Source organism: Bradyrhizobium yuanmingense, from assembly GCF_025200905.1.
GTDB lineage: Bacteria > Pseudomonadota > Alphaproteobacteria > Rhizobiales > Xanthobacteraceae > Bradyrhizobium > Bradyrhizobium yuanmingense.
The window spans coordinates 2,852,241-2,867,284 of the sequence record NZ_CP104173.1; the positions used below are offsets into that span (position 1 = coordinate 2,852,241).

A 15,044-nucleotide genomic window follows, 5' to 3' on the forward strand; every position below is an offset into this window, starting at 1 on the left:
CCATTCTGTCGGCAAGCCTCGCAAAGAAGGCTCCACAATCAGATCCATCAGGGTAGGAAATCATGAAGAGAAGAGACTTCATCAAGGTCACAGGACTTGGTGCGGCCGGCGCCGCCACGCTCGCGGCTCCCGCGATCGCGCAGTCGATGCCGGAAATCAAATGGCGCATGCCGACGAGCTGGCCGAAATCGCTCGACACGCTGTTTGGCGGCGCCGAGATGATGTGCAAGATGGTTGCCGAGGCGACCGACAACAAATTCCAGATTCAGATCTTCGCGGCCGGCGAAATCGTGCCGGGCCTGCAGGTGCTCGACGCCGTGCAGAACGGCACCTGCGAGATCGGCCACACCGCGTCCTATTATTATTTCGGCAAGGACCCGACCTTCACCTTCGGATCGGCCGTGCCGTTCGGTCCCAACATGCGCATCAATCAGGCCTGGTACATGCTCGGCGGCGGCCGCGATGTGCTCAACGAGTTCTACAAGGGCTACAACGTCATCTCGCTGCTCGCGGGCAATACCGGCTGCCAGATGGGCGGCTGGTTCAGGAAAGAGGTCAACACGCCCGACGATCTCAAGGGCATGAAGTTCCGCATCGGCGGCTTCACCGGCCGCGTGCTCCAGAAGCTCGGCGTGGTGCCGCAGCAGCTCGCCGGCGGCGATATCTATCCGGCGCTGGAGAAGGGCACGATCGACGCCGCCGAATGGGTCGGGCCCTATGACGACGAGAAGCTCGGCTTCTACAAGATCGCGCCGCACTATTATTATCCCGGCTGGTGGGAAGGCGGACCGATGCTGATGGCCTTCGTCAACCTCGACAAGTGGAACGCGCTGCCGAAATATTACCAGAGCGTGCTGGAGCAGGCCGGCCACTACGCCAACAATTACATGATGGCGCGCTACGACAACGCCAATCCGCTGGCGCTGAGGAAGCTGCTCGCGGGCGGCACCAAGCTGCACGCCTTCTCGCCCGCGATCATGGATGCCTGCTACAAGGCGGCCAAGGAGCTGCACGCCGAAGTCGCTGCGACCAATCCGAACTTCAAGAAGGTGAACGACTCGCTCGCCAAGTTCACGAGCGACGGCTATTCCTGGTTCCAGGTGGCCGAGGTCGGCTACGACATCTTCATGGCGCGGCGCTCGCAGAGCTGATCGCGTCCCGATCGAATGCGGCACGCCCCGGAGCGAAAGACTCCGGGGCGTTGTCGCTGCTGTTGGGAGGGTGTCCAACCAAAACATCGAAAACAACCCCATGCACAGTAGACAGGGGCAGCGATATCAATGACTTGACTTCGTTACCACGAGCGATTGCGAAATTACCGAAATTTTTGACCCGTCGGGCAAAACAGTGGTAGACATGCATCATCGCCCGATCCGAAATCGTGGCGCTGAACGATGCCCCCGATGCGCTTCGATCCCGATGAAATTCAAAGAGCGCTGCGCAAGGCCTGGTCGGTGTCCTTTTCCGTTAGTGCCGGCGCGCGTCGTAATGGAAAGGTCCGCGCGTTGGGGCAAGCTGAGTCGTAGCAGCCGAGCTTATTTGCCGCCAGAGGCGGACCATCGGTCGGCTGCCGAGCATCGGAAGCGCGGCTAGCGAACGACGCCTGCTGCGTCTCTTGCGCTTGGCATGAGCCAGTCGAGCCCGAGCAGGGCAGCTTCGAGAATGACGAAGGCGACAATTCCGCCGATCCAGCCGAAGAACACGATCGAAAAGGTGCCGAGCAGGATCGCGCAGAAGACGTCGGCGAGCACCTTGCAAATGCGGAAGGCTTGGTCTTCGCCAGATGGAAAATACGACATCGGGCTCCTCCAGGCGCTCATCCTGAGCGCTTGGATTTAACGACACGCCAAAACGAATGTTCCGTGGGTCAATCTTCGGCCGGCGATGATCATGTGGTCGATGACCGGGTTCATGCGCAGCGCTGGCTTACACCGACCTGACAAGGAGAGCTATTCGGCGCTTTTTCGCTGGCCGCGGCGCCCCGAATGCTGGAAAAGAGCGCAGATGCGGCGCGAGCGGTGCGGTATCAGGAACGTCCAGCGGATATGCGATGCGGCTTCTGATCGTCGAGGACAATGCCGAGCTGTCGCGGCTCGTGGCCGGTGGGCTGGCCGCAGCCGGCTATGAGAGCGACATCGTGGGCAGCGCGGCCGAGGCGCGCGAGGCGGTGAACAGCGTCAGCTATGCTGCGATGATCCTCGACCTCGGTCTGCCTGATGCCGACGGCCTGTCGGTGCTGCGCGAGTTGCGTCACCAGATGGAGCCGCTGCCGGTTCTGGTGCTGACTGCGCGCGGCGGCTTGCAGGACCGTGTCACGGGCCTGCGCAGCGGCGCCGATGATTATCTGGCAAAACCGTTTGCGATGGAGGAGCTGGTGGCGCGGCTGGAGGCCATCCTGCGCCGCCCCGGCCAGTTGCTCGGCCGCTCGCTCACTCTCGCCAACCTCGTCTATGACACCGAGAGCCGGCAGATCTTCGTCGACGACCAGCCGCGGATCATCTCCGCGCGCGAGACCTCGGTGCTCGAGATCCTGCTGCGCCGGCAGGGGCGGGTGGTACCGAAGAAGAACGTCGAGGACCACATCTTCGGCCTCGACGGCGAGGTCGCCTCCAACGCGGTCGAGGTCTACGTGTCGCGGTTGCGCAAGCAGCTGACCGAGCACGGCGCCAAGGTCGTGATCCATACGATCCGTGGCGTCGGCTATCTCATGACCGAGGAGAAATAGCGTGCCCGCCGCGGGCCGTGCCGGATCGCTGACCTTCAAATCGCTGATCTCGCGCATCGTGTTTCTGCACATCGTCGCGGTCGCGATGGTCGCGATCTTCCTGCCGCTGGTGTTGTTCTGGCTGCTCAACTCCGAGATCGACCAGTTGCATCGCGATGCCATGCGCGCGCAGGCCGAGGTGCTGGCGGAGCGCATCGTCGCGCAGCCGGACGGCACGTTGACCTTCAACCTGCCCGACAGCCTCAAGGGGCTTTATTCGGACGCCTACGGCCGCTACCAGTTCGACATTCGCGATGCCGACGGAAGGTTGCTGTTCTCCTCGCACCGGCGTTCCGCCGCAACGGCGCCCTCCCGTTTCTCCGACACCGTCTCCGGCGCCAGCGTCACGCGAGACGTTGCCGGCAAGACGGTGCGCATCCAGGTTGCCGAGGATCTGGCCCACCGGGACGTCATCATCGACGATATCGTCTCGAACTTTTTTCGGCGGGTCGGGTGGATCACCGTCCCGATCCTCCTGGTCCTGCTTGCCATCGACATCATCATCTTCCGCCGCGCGATCGCGCCGTTGTGGAAGGCCTCCCAGGAGGCCAGCAACATCGGCCCTGCACGCACCGACATTCGCCTGCCGACCGAGCAGATTCCGCGCGAGATCGTGCCGCTGGTCACCGCCGTGAACCAGGCGCTCGACCGCCTCGAGGCCGGCTTTCGCGTGCAGCGGCAGTTCACGGCGGATGCCGCGCATCAATTGCGCACGCCGCTGGCGATCCTGCGCACGCGGATCGAGACGCTCGGCGACGGCGCCGAACGGCAGGCGCTGCATGCCGACATCGAGGCCATGAGCCGGATCGTCGCCCAGCTGCTTGAGATCGCCGAGCTCGACACCCTGGTGCTCGATCCCCGCGAGGCCGCGGATTTGCGCGCCGTCTGTACCGAGGTGGTCGGCTCGATCGCCCCGTTCGCGATCGCGCAACGCAAGGACATCGCGCTGAAGGGCACCGACGCACCGGTCCTGATCCACGGCAATTCGGAGATGCTGCAGCGCGCGGTGTTCAATCTTGCCGAAAACGCCATCAAGTTCACGGCGGAGGGCACCACCGTCGAGGTCGAGGTAGGGGAGGACGGTTCGGTGCGGGTGCGCGATTCCGGCCCGGGGATCGCGGAGGCTGAGCGCGAGCTGATCTTCCAGCGCTTCTGGCGCGCCGACCGCCGGCGCAGCGACGGTGCGGGGCTGGGACTCTCGATCGTGCGCGCCGTAGCGGACGATCACGCCGCCACGGTCGCGGTGCAGAACCTCCCCGGCGGCGGTGCGGAGTTCACGCTGCGGTTTCGGCTGGCGGACAAGGTCACGATGGGAGAGGAATTGGCCCGGCAATGACATGCACCTCGTGCGCGGAGCAGGGAGGCCCGGATGGCGCTTGAGGTATGTATGACACTGTCATATCTTGCGTTGTAGAGCACTGAAGGGGAACCACATGCGGACCAGCAAGCCGATCACCGTGACTCTTGGCCCGCAGCGCGCGAGCCTGGAAGCCCGCCTGAAGTCAGGCGAATATGCCTCTGCCAGCGAAGTCATGCGCTCGGCCCTCCGCGCCCTCGATCGTCAGGATGCCGCGCTTGACGAATATCTGGCCGCCAAGGTCCAAGCTTCGGTCCAGGATCCTCGCCCAAGCGTTGCTGCGAGCGACGTTTTCAAGCGCCTGCGGACTCGTCACGCCAGAAACGTGAAGGCAGCCAAGCGTGGCACTTAAGGTCGTATTCCGACCGGAGGCGGAGGCCGATCTGGTCGGCCTTTACGAGTACATCGCAGAACGAGCCGGCTACCGAATTGCAGGCGGCTATATCGACCGTATCGAGAAGGCATGCATGGCTCTCGCCACCTTTCCCAAACGTGGGACCAGTCGCGACGATCTTCTTCCAGGTCTGCGTACCGTCGGATTCGAGCGGCGCGTGACGATCGCGTTCCGTGTCCTGAAGACAGAGGTCGAGATCGTCACAATCGCATATGCCGGACGTCATTTCGAAGACGATCTCTGAACGCTTCCTGTTCCTGACGAAACAGCTTCGCTCGGTCTCGTTCGCCGTGGAGGGCGGCAAGCCTGAAAGTGAAACGCGGCGACCGAGCCGCTATTTCAGCTTGCCGGTGGACAGGTCCATGATCATGCGTGTCGTCAGATACAGCCGCGGCACGATGCTGCCCACCTGCACATATTCGGCATCGTTGGAGTGCGCGCCGAAGGCCGACAGGCCCATGCCTTCCACCACGGCTCCTTTGGATTGCAGCGCGGCGAAAGCCGCGTCGGTGCCGCCGCCGATGGCCTTCTCGTCGACCTTGAGGGATAGTCCGATCTCCCCATAGATCGTCTTGCCATAGGCCGCCACCCGGCGCGAGGCCTCACTGGGTTCGAGCGGCGGGCGCCGCACCTCGAACTTCAGCTCGACTCTGGAATCGGGCAGCACGCGATTCTTGATCTTGTCCTGCAGCGCCTTCTGCAACTCGTCGAAGTCGGACACCTTGAGGGCGCGCGCGTCGGCCTGGGCCGTCGCCTCGGCAGGGATCACATTGCGGTTGGTTCCGGACTTGGACACCGTCCAATTCAGCTTCAGGCCCTGCTCGGGCTTGGACAAGTCCTTCATCTGCAGCACCTGGTGCGAGAGCTCGTACAGCGCATTCACGCCGCCTTCGGGCCGTGCGCCGGCATGTGACGACTTGCCATGCACGGTAAGATAGGCCGAGCCGATGCCGCTGGTGGCGAGGCGCAGCGTGCCGTCGGTGCCGCCGCCTTCGAACGAGAACACCACGTCCTGATCCGAGGCGAGCTTGGTGATGGTGCTGCGCCAGCCGGGCGAGGAGATCTCCTCGTCGCCGTTCGTGAGCACCGTGAGCGTGCCGTAATCCCTGAAGTTCAGCTTCTGCAGCAATGCCACGGTATGGAGAATGAGCGCGATGCCCTGCTTGTCGTCGGCAATGCCGAGCCCGTACGCCTTGTCGCCGTCGATGCGGAACGGTTGGTCCTTCAGCATGCCCTTCAGGTACACCGTGTCCATGTGGGCAATCAGCATGATCTTCTTGGACCCCGTGCCCTTGAACACGGCGTGCACGGCCGGCCCGATCTTTTCGGGGGTGTCGTCGAGGCGATAGATGTCAGTCGGCTGCAGGATCTCCACCGTGCCGCCGAGTTGCTTGAGCTGACCGGCAATGCGCTCGGCGATCTGGTTCAGGCCTTCGATGTCCTTGCTGCCGGATTCGATGTTGACGAGATCGCGCAGCGTGTCGAGCAGCGGCTGCTGTTCCTTCTGCGCCAGCGCATGGACGTTGGCGACCGGCTCGGCGTGCACCAGCGTTGCGGCAGATGCCAGCCAGAGTGAGGCGATCAACGTTCCAAAGAACGTGGAAGCGGGGTGCGATCGGGGCATGAGCGGACAGTCCTTCGGTTGAAGAAGGAGCCGATATGCCTGTGTTCGCGGCGCTTGTCACGCGGCCGTGCTGCACCCTCTCCCCTGGTGGGAGAGGGCGGCTTCGCGATAGCGAAGCCGGGTGAGGGGTTGTCTCCGCGAGTCCGACGGCGAGTAAAATGCGCGGAGAGAAACCCCTCATCCGGCGCGAACTGCGTTCGCGCCACCTTCTCCCACAAGGGGAGAAGGGAAGAGGGTGTGGGCGCTCGCGCCTAGAACCAGTTGTCGCACTACTTCTGCGGAGGGCCGAGATCCAGCGGAGGCAGCTCGATCTGCGGCACCTCGATCTTGATCGTGCTGGGATCGATGTTCGTCTGCACGCCCTTGTAGTGCATCACCATCGACGGGAACGCGATCACGAGGCCGACCATGATGATCTGGATGACGACGAAGGGCACCGCACCCCAATAGATCTGGCCGGTGGTGACGGGGTCCATCCGCTTGCCAGTGACCCGATCGGTGTATCGCTCCTTCGGCGCGACGGACCGGAGATAGAACAGCGCGAATCCGAACGGCGGGTGCATGAACGAGGTCTGCATATTGACGCCGAGAATGACGCCGAACCAGATCAGGTCGATGCCGAGCTTCTCGGCGGCCGGTCCCAGTAGCGGGATCACGATGAAGGCCAGCTCGAAGAAGTCGAGGAAGAAGGCCAGTACGAATACGAGCGCGTTGACGAAGATCAGGAAGCCGATCTGGCCGCCCGGCAGCGATGTGAGCAGGTGCTCGACCCAGACGTGACCGTTGACCCCGTAAAAGGTGAGCGAAAAGATGCGGGCGCCGACCAGGATGAACACGACGAAGGCCGACAGCTTGGCGGTCGATTCCGTGGCCTGCCGGATCAGGTCCCAGCTCAGCCGCCGCTTCACGGCACCGAGAATGAGGGCGCCGGCGGCACCCATCGCACCGCCTTCGGTCGGCGTGGCGATGCCGATGAAGATCGTGCCCAGCACCAGGAAGATCAGGAACAGCGGCGGCACCATCACGAAGGTGGTCTGCTGCGCCATCTTCGAGAGGAAACGGAATCCGGTCAGCTTATCCACCACCCAGTTCAGCACGGCGACGGCGAATGCGAAGATGATGCCGTAGAACATGCTGAGCACCACGTAATCGGCGCCACGAGTGCTGGAATTGCGCATCATGAGCCATCCGAATGCGCAGCTCGCGAGGAACAGCACACCGAGCGATACAAGGCCGCGATCGCCGTTCTCTTCGCGGAAGCCGATGGCGTCCTTCGGCAGGCCGGGCGTCGCCTTCGGCCAGATCATGCTGACGAGGAAAGCGTATCCGGCGTAGAGGGCGGCAAGCACGAGGCCCGGGATGAAGGCGCCTTCGTACATGTCGCCGACGGACTTGCCGAGCTGGTCGGCCATCACGATCAGGACGAGGGAGGGCGGAATGATTTGCGCGAGCGTGCCGGAGGCGGCGATGACGCCGGCGGCCACGCGGCGATCATAGCCATAGCGCAGCATGATCGGCAGCGAGATCAGGCCCATCGAGATCACGGACGCCGCGACCACGCCGGTGGTCGCAGCGAGCAGCGCGCCGACGAAGATCACGGCATAGGCGAGGCCGCCGCGGATCGTGCCGAACAGCTGGCCGATCGTGTCGAGCAGGTCCTCGGCCATGCCCGACCGCTCCAGCACCAATCCCATGAAGGTGAAGAAGGGGATCGCGAGCAGCGTGTCGTTGTTCATCACGCCATAGACGCGCTCCGGCAAGGCCTGGAGGAAGTCGGGGTGAAACTGGCCGAGCTCGACGCCGATGATGGCGAAGAACAGGCCGACGGCGCCGAGCGAGAATGCCGCCGGATAGCCGAGCAGCAGCATGACGACCAGCGATACGAACATGATGGGCGCCATATTGGCGATGATGAATGCGGTCATGGATTCCCCCTACACCGTCGCCAACGGCTACTTCTTCTCGATCGCTTCAACGAGATGCTCGACTTCCGCTTCGAGCGCCGACACCTGCGATTCGTGCGGGTCCGGTATCAAGCCGCGCATCACCGCGATCCGCTTGATCAGCTCGGAAATGCCTTGGACCAGAAGGAAGGCGAACCCCACCATGATCAGGGCTTTGGCGGGCCATTGCGGCAGGCCGCCGGCATTGCCGGATTGCTCGTTGATCTGGAAGGAGCGCAGGAAGAACGGCACGCCCGTGACGATCATGACGATGCAGATCGGAATGAGGAAGAACACGTGACCGACGATGTCGATGACGTTGCGCGCCTTCTTGGGCATCGTGTTGCTTACGATGTCGATGCGGATGTGCTCATTGTCGAGCAGCGTCCACGGCGAACAGAGCAGGAAGACGATGCTGAACAGCACCCATTGCAGCTCGAGCCACGAATTGGACGAGGTGTCGAACGTCTTGCGGATGATCGCGTTGACCGCCGAAATGACAACGGCGAGCACGATCAGCCACGCAATACGTTTGCCGGTCCAGCGCGTGAACGCGTCGATCCTGCTGCTCAGCTTAAGGAGCGCTTGCAACGATAGGTCCTCCCCCGATTGTGCCCCGGCCGTCTTGACTGCGCCGAGATGGCGCGTGGCTTATCTCGCCGCGCAGGCATGAGGCCGCCGCACCAAACCAGCGGGCGTGCCGTCAGTCAATCGGAAGTTTGTTGATAGTTAAGGGGAATAGGGCCGCAACTATACGGAGTTAGCCGCCGGTGACGCTCATGTGCCTGCTGACGCTGGGCCGGTCGTGGCGGCGGTCGATGATGAAATCGTGGCCCTTGGGCTTCAGCCCGATGGCGCGGTCGATCGCATCCGCAAGCAATAGATCGTCGCTCGATGCACGCAGAGGTTTGCGCAAATCGGAGGCATCCTCGTGGCCGAGGCAGGTGTGCAGCGTTCCGGTGCAGGTGATGCGTACCCGATTACAGGATTCGCAGAAATTATGGGTCATCGGCGTGATGAAGCCGAGCTTGCCGCCGGTCTCGGCGACGCCGACATAGCGGGCCGGACCGCCGGTGCTCTCGGCCAGATCCGTCAGCGTGAACTGCTGGGCGAGGCGGGCGCGCACCAGCGACAGCGGCAGATATTGGTCAATGCGGCCCGATCCGATCTCGCCCATCGGCATCACCTCGATCAGCGTCAGGCCCATGCCCTTGCCGTGGGCCCAGCGCATCAGCGAAGGCAGCTCGTCCTCGTTGAGGTTCTTCAGCGCCACGGCGTTGATCTTCACGGCGAGCCCTGCGGCGCGCGCGGCCTCGATGCCCTCCAGCACCTTGTCGATCTCGCCCCAGCGGGTGATCTCGCGAAACTTCTTGGGATCGAGGGTGTCGAGCGAGACGTTGATGCGGCGGACGCCGCAATCGGCGAGCTCCCGCGCGTGCTTCGCAAGCTGGGTGCCGTTGGTGGTCAGCGTCAGCTCGCTCAACGCGCCGCTCGACAGATGCCGCGACAACGAGCGCACCAGCGACATCACATTGCGGCGGACCAAGGGCTCGCCGCCGGTGAGGCGCAGCTTCTTCACGCCCTTGGCGATGAAGGCCGTACAGAGCCGATCGAGCTCCTCCAGCGTCAGCAGGTCCGCCTTGGGCAGGAACGTCATGTCTTCGGACATACAGTAGAAGCAGCGCAGGTCGCAGCGGTCGGTGACGGAGACGCGCAAGTAGGTGATGGTCCGCCCGAACGGATCGGTCATCGGGGTCGACAATGCGGCGGATCCGGTCATGCGAGAGGCCTTCACTTATGGCGACGGGCGCACCTTTGCTGCAGCGGTGCGGTCGACGCAATCTAAGCATCGGACGCGGCAAGGACAATCGGGTGGTATACGTGAGTGCAGCACTGACGCATGTGACCCCCTCGGCGCGGGATTTCGGCTCGTTCGGTGGGCTCGCAGCTGGGTTCCGCGTACGGCCGGCAACGCCCGCGGCGCCGGTGAAGTCAGCCCTCTATGCATCCATTCGGGATGTGGGGCGGCGAAAATGGCAATCCTATCAAAGCGTTGCTGTTTTGCTTGCCGTCATCAGGCTGATCGCGGCCGCCGGCAGGTCGCGCATGTGGTGGATCAGGCGGTCCGGCTTCAGCTCGGCGATCGGCACGTCGGTGTAGCCGAAGCTGACCCCGATCACGGGCACGCCGGCCCGCCGGGCGACACCGACATCGGTTCCGGCATCGCCGACCATGATGCTGGCCTTCACGTCGCCGCCGGCCCGGGCCACCGTCTCCCGAAAAATAGTCGGATCGGGCTTCTGGACGCCAAAAGTGTCCGCGCCGCAGATCGCCGCGAAGCGGCGGCTGAGGTCGAGCTGGTCCAGCAGGCGCTTCGACAGCCATTCCAGCTTGTTGGTGCAGACCGCGAGGCGGTGGCCTTGCGCCGAAAACTGGTCGAGCGCGGCCTCGAGACCCTCGAAGGGGCGGGATTCCACCGCGATATGGTCGGCATAGTACGCGATGAAATCCGCAGTCATCCGGTCCATGTCCGCGGGCGTGACGGTGCGGCCCTCCGCTTCCAGCCCCCGCTCGATCAGCTTGCGGGCACCGGCGCCGATCATGTTGCGGGCCGAGGCCATCGGCACCGGCGGCAGGCCTTCGCGGTCGAGCACGTAATTCAGTGCCGTGATCAGGTCGGGTGCCGTATCCACCAGCGTGCCGTCGAGATCGAAGACGATGGTGTGAGGGGAAGTCGTCTTGAAGGAGGTCATGATTCCCAAGCGCTACCGGCCCGGTCCTATCCGCGCAAGGGGCGGGCCCATAAGATCACCTTATAGGCCTGTTCCCAGACCCTGTTCCAGGCCCTGTTCTCCTGGGAAAAACGAGGCTACATAGGCGCCCGAAAGCGGCCGGAATCGGCCGAGACTTCACAAGGCAGGCGCACACGTGACCATGGACCAATTGAAGCGGCAGGCTGCGGCGCGTGCGCTGGAGGAAGTGCGCGACGGCATGCAGCTCGGGCTCGGCACCGGCTCGACCGCCAAGCACTTCGTCGAGCTGCTCGGCGAACGCGTTGCCGCCGGGCTCAAGGTGATCGGCGTGCCGACCTCCGAGGCGACGCGGGCCGATGCGGAACGCTGCGGCGTCAAGCTGACGACGCTGGACGAGATCGACCATCTCGACCTCACGATCGACGGCGCCGACGAGATCGATCCCGAGCTCAATCTGATCAAGGGCGGCGGCGGCGCGCTGTTGCGCGAGAAGATCGTGGCGGCCGCCTCGGACCGCATGATCGTGATTGCCGACGACAGCAAATGGGTGCCGACGCTCGGCAAGTTTCCGCTGCCGATCGAGGTCATCCCGTTCGGGCTCGGTGCGACGCGCCGCGCGATCGAAAAGGCATTTGCCGAATGCGGCGTTTCCGGGCAAATGGCGGTCCGCAAGGCCAAGGACGGCCACGTTTTCGTCACCGATGGCGGCCACTGGATCGTCGATGCCCAGCTCGGACGTATTACGGATCCCCCCGGTCTCGCCAAGGCGTTGAGCGCCATTCCCGGTGTGGTCGAGCATGGGCTGTTCATCGGCTTGGCCAGCTCGGCCGTTCTGGCGGGCGGCGGCGGAATCCGCGTGATTGAACGGCGCAAGCCGAAAGGAGACCAGGAATGAAGAACGTGTTGAAAATCTTGCCGGCTGCGGCTCTCGCTGCGGGATTGGCCCTTTCGGCCGCCCCGGTCGCCGCGCAGCAGGCGGGCCAGAAGGCTCCCGCGGCGCCGGCCCTGCCGAAGGCGTCGCCCGCGGCGATTGCGGCAGCGAAGGAAATTCTGCAGATCAAGAACGCCGCCGGGATGTATGCGGGCGCCGTGCCGGGCATGGTCGAGAAGACCAAGGGCGCGCTGATCCAGCAGAACCTGAATTACCAGAAGGACCTCAACGAGGTCGCGCCGATCGTGGCCCAGCAGCTCAACGGCCGCCAGAGCGAGATCGGCGAAGGCATGGCGCAGATTTATGCCAGCGAGTTCACCGAGCAGGAGCTGAAGGACCTCGTCACCTTCTACAAGTCGCCGCTGGGCAAGAAGCTGATCGATGCCGAGCCGCGCGCGATCGGGCAGAGCATGGCGTTCATGAACAGCTGGGCCCAGAACTTCTCGGAAACCGTGATGGGCGCCTTCCGTGCCGAGATGCGCAAGCGTGGCAAGGAGATCTGAGCGCACCTATCTGAAAGGTCGTTCCTGATAAGGGGTCGGAGTGGATAATGGCTGATTTCGACGTCGACCTCTTCGTCATTGGTGGCGGCTCGGGCGGCGTCCGTGCCGCCCGCATCGCGGCCGGCTACGGCGCCCGCGTCATGATCGCGGAAGAGTACCGCATGGGCGGCACCTGCGTGATCCGCGGCTGTGTGCCGAAGAAGCTGTTCGTGATCGGCTCGCACGTCCGTCACGAGCTCGAGGACGCCGCCGGCTTCGGCTGGACCGTGCCGCCCGCCAGCTTCGACTGGCCGACGCTGATCGCCAACAAGGACAAGGAGATCGCGCGGCTGGAGGCGGCCTACACCGCCAACGTCGAGAAATCAGGCGCGCAGATCGTCAAGAGCCGCGCGGTGATCGAGGACAAGCACACCGTCCGCCTGCTCGAGAACGACAGGAAGGTCACGGCGAAGTACATCCTGATCGCCACCGGCGGCGCGCCCAACCATGGCGCGGCGATCCCCGGCATCGAGCACGTGATCTCCTCCAACGAGGCGTTTCATCTTGCGAGGCTGCCGAAGCGGATCGTGATCCAGGGCGGCGGCTATATCGCGCTGGAATTCGCCGGCATCTTCGCCGGCTTCGGCTCCGATGTGACGGTAATCTATCGCGGCGAAAACATTCTTCGCGGCTTCGACGAGGATGTCCGGACCCATGTCCGCGCCGAGATGGAGAAGCATGGCATCACCATCCTCACCGGCTGCACCGTGACCAAGGTCGACCGCCACGGCGAGGACTTCACCACGCATCTGTCGAACGGCTCGAGCCTCGCCTCCGACCAGGTGATGTTCGCGATCGGCCGCCATCCGAACGTCGCCAATCTCGGCCTGGAGAATGCGGGCGTCGCCATCAATCCCGCCAACGGCGGCATCGCGGTCGACCATTTCTCCAAGAGCTCGGTCGACAGCATCTATGCCATCGGCGACGTTACCCACCGCTTCAACCTGACGCCGGTCGCGATCCGCGAGGGCCATGCCTTCGCCGACACGGTGTTCGGCAAGCGCGAGGTGCAGGTCGACCACGCCAATATCCCGACGGCCGTGTTCTCGCAGCCGGAGGTCGGCACTGTCGGCCTGACGGAAACCGAGGCGCGCGCGCAATTCAGCCACGTCGACATCTACAAGACGACGTTCCGGCCCATCAAGGCGACGATGTCCGGCCGCGACACCCGCGTGCTGATGAAGCTCGTGGTCGACGGCGCGACCGACCGCGTGCTCGGCTGTCACATTGTCGGCGATGCCGCCGCCGAGATCACGCAGGCCGTCGCGATCGCGGTGAAGATGAAGGCGACCAAGGCCGATTTCGACGCGACCATCGCGCTGCATCCGACCGCGGCCGAAGAGCTCGTCACCATGCGCACCCCGACCGCACGGCACGTGCGGCAGGCGGCGGAGTAGCCTCAGCCGTACAGATATCCGACCGGCTTGCCTTCGGTGCGCAGGGGACGCACGTCCTTTTGCGTGATGATCTGACCGGCGAGGCCGTCGATCTCGTCGCGCTGTGTCGCCGTCCAGCTGCGCAGCTCGTTCATGCCCTTGAGCAGGCCGAGGCGGAGGACCTGCGTGTTTTCGCCGACGCCGATCAGGCTGATGGAATCCTTGCCCGCCGTCACCACGTCGCCGGCAGAGAGTTCAAAGCTCTCGCCGGACTTCTTCTTGAACTCGGCCGTGCCGCGAATGACGCGATAGATCACGACCTCGCCCTTGGCAAAGCAGGTCGCGTCCGCCGCCGCAGACGTGCTCTTCGGCAAGAGCGCGTGGCCACGCGGGTCGGTCGCGATGATGTGGCCCGTGACGAGATGCCCGCTCGGAATCTCGATGCCGATGTCGCGTACGTAAACCGGCATCGCCGATCTGACAGAACCATCGGTGAGCGGCTTGAACAGCGCGTCGAGCGCCAGGGGATCCTGAAGCCAGAAGCCGGCATCGGCCGGGCGGTCATGCAGCGGATGGCTCCAGGCCACGCGCGGCGTTTCGTCCTCATTGATCTGATCCGGGCCGACAATGGTCGGGTTCGGAAAGGTGGTGGGATCGGTGATGAAGGCTTCGAGAAACTTGCCGGAATAGCCCATCGAGATCGGATCGGGCACCACCGTCTGCGGCGTCTTCAAATTTTCTTCGGTCGACAGGCCCGACCACGTGTAGAACAGCTGGCGATGCACGATCGCGCTTTGCAGCATTACCGCGCCCGGGCCGACATTGTACCAGCGGCCGTCATAGTCGAAGGTGAACGCGCCCGAGGTGACCAGCACGAGCTGAAAGCCGCCCGGCGGCAGATGTAGATGGAAGTCGGTGGGGCCGGTGTCGGGCCGGTAGATCGGCAGATTGGTGGCGACCTCGTGCAGCAGGAAGGTTTCGTTGTTGGCGTGGAAGCCTTCGTTGGCGCGGTTGTAGAGCGCCTGCGGCCGGTAGGTCGCCTCGAAATTCGCATTCTTGTCGCGATCGATCGCCACGAAGTCCTGATCGTTGAGGCGCAGCCGGGCGCCGTTCGGATGGGTGAGACCGGTGAATTTGATGTCTCCGGCAGCATGCACGTTCATGGCATTCTCCGATCTGAGGCCATTCATCCCGGAAGCCGAGCGCGCGTGACTGGCCGCTCCTCATCGTGGCCGGGCAGGGACTTGGCCTGATGCTGTCTTGCGAATTTCAGGCCAGCCGGAGCGCAATGCGGCGCGCTGGTCCGCCGGCTGCACGCGACGCGCAAATAATCGAGATTGCACCTGAGGTTAGACAATAG

Annotated in this window: 15 protein-coding genes; 8 read left to right on the forward strand and 7 right to left on the reverse strand. The window is 63.9% G+C overall.

From position 1 onward, the window contains the following. Positions 1-62: 62 nt before the first annotated feature. Complete coding sequence (locus N2605_RS13140) at positions 63-1,151, forward strand: TRAP transporter substrate-binding protein (protein ID WP_225146538.1); 1,089 nt, start codon at positions 63-65, stop codon at positions 1,149-1,151. Between the two features lie 438 nt (positions 1,152-1,589). On the opposite strand, the gene N2605_RS13145 is transcribed toward N2605_RS13140, so the two are convergent. Beyond that, a complete protein-coding gene (locus N2605_RS13145; RefSeq protein ID WP_036001583.1) occupies positions 1,590-1,799 on the reverse strand; it encodes a hypothetical protein in 210 nt (69 codons plus the stop codon). 251 nt (positions 1,800-2,050) lie between these two features. Here N2605_RS13145 and N2605_RS13150 point away from each other — a divergent pair, with 251 nt between their 5' ends. The 4 genes from N2605_RS13150 to N2605_RS13165 all read left to right on the forward strand — a co-directional run bounded on the left by N2605_RS13150 (position 2,051) and on the right by N2605_RS13165 (position 4,759). Continuing rightward, positions 2,051-2,725, forward strand: a complete 675-nt coding sequence (locus N2605_RS13150) for a response regulator (protein WP_036034504.1) — start codon at positions 2,051-2,053, stop codon at positions 2,723-2,725. Position 2,726: 1 nt separating this feature from the next. Next, positions 2,727-4,100 carry a sensor histidine kinase gene (locus tag N2605_RS13155; RefSeq protein WP_425248846.1) on the forward strand — a complete coding sequence of 458 codons (1,374 nt, stop codon included), beginning with the start codon at positions 2,727-2,729 and terminating at the stop codon, positions 4,098-4,100. Between the two features lie 97 nt (positions 4,101-4,197). Then, positions 4,198-4,473, forward strand: coding sequence for a ribbon-helix-helix domain-containing protein (locus N2605_RS13160; protein ID WP_036022224.1), 276 nt, complete (start codon positions 4,198-4,200; stop codon positions 4,471-4,473). After that, positions 4,463-4,759, forward strand: a complete 297-nt coding sequence (locus tag N2605_RS13165; RefSeq protein ID WP_036034500.1) for a type II toxin-antitoxin system RelE/ParE family toxin — start codon at positions 4,463-4,465, stop codon at positions 4,757-4,759. Before N2605_RS13160 ends, N2605_RS13165 begins: the two co-directional genes overlap by 11 nt. Before the next feature lie 90 nt (positions 4,760-4,849). Here the strand turns inward: N2605_RS13165 and N2605_RS13170 are convergent, their stop codons facing one another. The 5 genes from N2605_RS13170 to N2605_RS13190 form a co-directional block, all read right to left on the reverse strand. Further along, positions 4,850-6,139, reverse strand: a complete 1,290-nt coding sequence (locus tag N2605_RS13170; RefSeq protein WP_260346886.1) for a M20/M25/M40 family metallo-hydrolase — start codon at positions 6,137-6,139, stop codon at positions 4,850-4,852. 269 nt (positions 6,140-6,408) lie between these two features. Next, a complete protein-coding gene (locus tag N2605_RS13175; RefSeq protein ID WP_036001569.1) occupies positions 6,409-8,064 on the reverse strand; it encodes a TRAP transporter large permease in 1,656 nt (551 codons plus the stop codon). Positions 8,065-8,091: 27 nt separating this feature from the next. Beyond that, positions 8,092-8,673 (reverse strand): TRAP transporter small permease subunit, encoded by a 582-nt coding sequence (locus tag N2605_RS13180; RefSeq protein ID WP_036001566.1) that lies wholly within the window; start codon positions 8,671-8,673, stop codon positions 8,092-8,094. Between the two features lie 169 nt (positions 8,674-8,842). Further along, positions 8,843-9,862 (reverse strand): GTP 3',8-cyclase MoaA, encoded by a 1,020-nt coding sequence (gene moaA / locus N2605_RS13185; RefSeq protein WP_036001562.1) that lies wholly within the window; start codon positions 9,860-9,862, stop codon positions 8,843-8,845. A gap of 265 nt (positions 9,863-10,127) precedes the next feature. Further along, the gene (locus N2605_RS13190) at positions 10,128-10,835 is read right to left on the reverse strand and encodes an HAD family hydrolase (RefSeq protein WP_057028819.1); all 708 of its coding nucleotides are present in this window, start codon (positions 10,833-10,835) and stop codon (positions 10,128-10,130) included. A 175-nt stretch (positions 10,836-11,010) separates the two neighbouring features. On the opposite strand from N2605_RS13190, the gene rpiA reads away from it, so the two are divergent. From rpiA to gor, 3 genes are read left to right on the forward strand one after another with little or no spacing between them, the layout of a single operon-like run. Then, positions 11,011-11,730: a ribose-5-phosphate isomerase RpiA gene (gene rpiA / locus N2605_RS13195; protein WP_260346890.1), complete on the forward strand. Its 720-nt coding sequence runs from the start codon at positions 11,011-11,013 to the stop codon at positions 11,728-11,730. Further along, on the forward strand, positions 11,727-12,269 hold the full coding sequence (locus N2605_RS13200) for a DUF2059 domain-containing protein (protein ID WP_036022233.1): 543 nt from the start codon (positions 11,727-11,729) through the stop codon (positions 12,267-12,269). Before rpiA ends, N2605_RS13200 begins: the two co-directional genes overlap by 4 nt. 47 nt (positions 12,270-12,316) lie before the next feature. After that, positions 12,317-13,705 (forward strand): glutathione-disulfide reductase, encoded by a 1,389-nt coding sequence (gene gor / locus N2605_RS13205; protein ID WP_225125865.1) that lies wholly within the window; start codon positions 12,317-12,319, stop codon positions 13,703-13,705. Between the two features lie 2 nt (positions 13,706-13,707). Here the strand turns inward: gor and N2605_RS13210 are convergent, their stop codons facing one another. Beyond that, a complete protein-coding gene (locus tag N2605_RS13210; RefSeq protein ID WP_260346892.1) occupies positions 13,708-14,847 on the reverse strand; it encodes a glucuronate isomerase in 1,140 nt (379 codons plus the stop codon). Between the last annotated feature and the right edge of the window lie 197 nt (positions 14,848-15,044).

Bases quoted from the DNA above. Each gene is read 5' to 3' on its own strand.
- N2605_RS13140 (WP_225146538.1), top strand. From the start codon at position 63: ATGAAGAGAAGAGACTTCATCAAGGTCACAGGACTTGGTGCGGCCGGC.
- N2605_RS13145 (WP_036001583.1), bottom strand. From the start codon at position 1,799: ATGTCGTATTTTCCATCTGGCGAAGACCAAGCCTTCCGCATTTGCAAG.
- N2605_RS13150 (WP_036034504.1), top strand. From the start codon at position 2,051: ATGCGGCTTCTGATCGTCGAGGACAATGCCGAGCTGTCGCGGCTCGTG.
- N2605_RS13160 (WP_036022224.1), top strand. From the start codon at position 4,198: ATGCGGACCAGCAAGCCGATCACCGTGACTCTTGGCCCGCAGCGCGCG.
- N2605_RS13170 (WP_260346886.1), bottom strand. From the start codon at position 6,139: ATGCCCCGATCGCACCCCGCTTCCACGTTCTTTGGAACGTTGATCGCC.
- N2605_RS13175 (WP_036001569.1), bottom strand. From the start codon at position 8,064: ATGACCGCATTCATCATCGCCAATATGGCGCCCATCATGTTCGTATCG.
- moaA (WP_036001562.1), bottom strand. From the start codon at position 9,862: ATGACCGGATCCGCCGCATTGTCGACCCCGATGACCGATCCGTTCGGG.
- N2605_RS13190 (WP_057028819.1), bottom strand. From the start codon at position 10,835: ATGACCTCCTTCAAGACGACTTCCCCTCACACCATCGTCTTCGATCTC.
- N2605_RS13200 (WP_036022233.1), top strand. From the start codon at position 11,727: ATGAAGAACGTGTTGAAAATCTTGCCGGCTGCGGCTCTCGCTGCGGGA.
- gor (WP_225125865.1), top strand. From the start codon at position 12,317: ATGGCTGATTTCGACGTCGACCTCTTCGTCATTGGTGGCGGCTCGGGC.
- N2605_RS13210 (WP_260346892.1), bottom strand. From the start codon at position 14,847: ATGAACGTGCATGCTGCCGGAGACATCAAATTCACCGGTCTCACCCAT.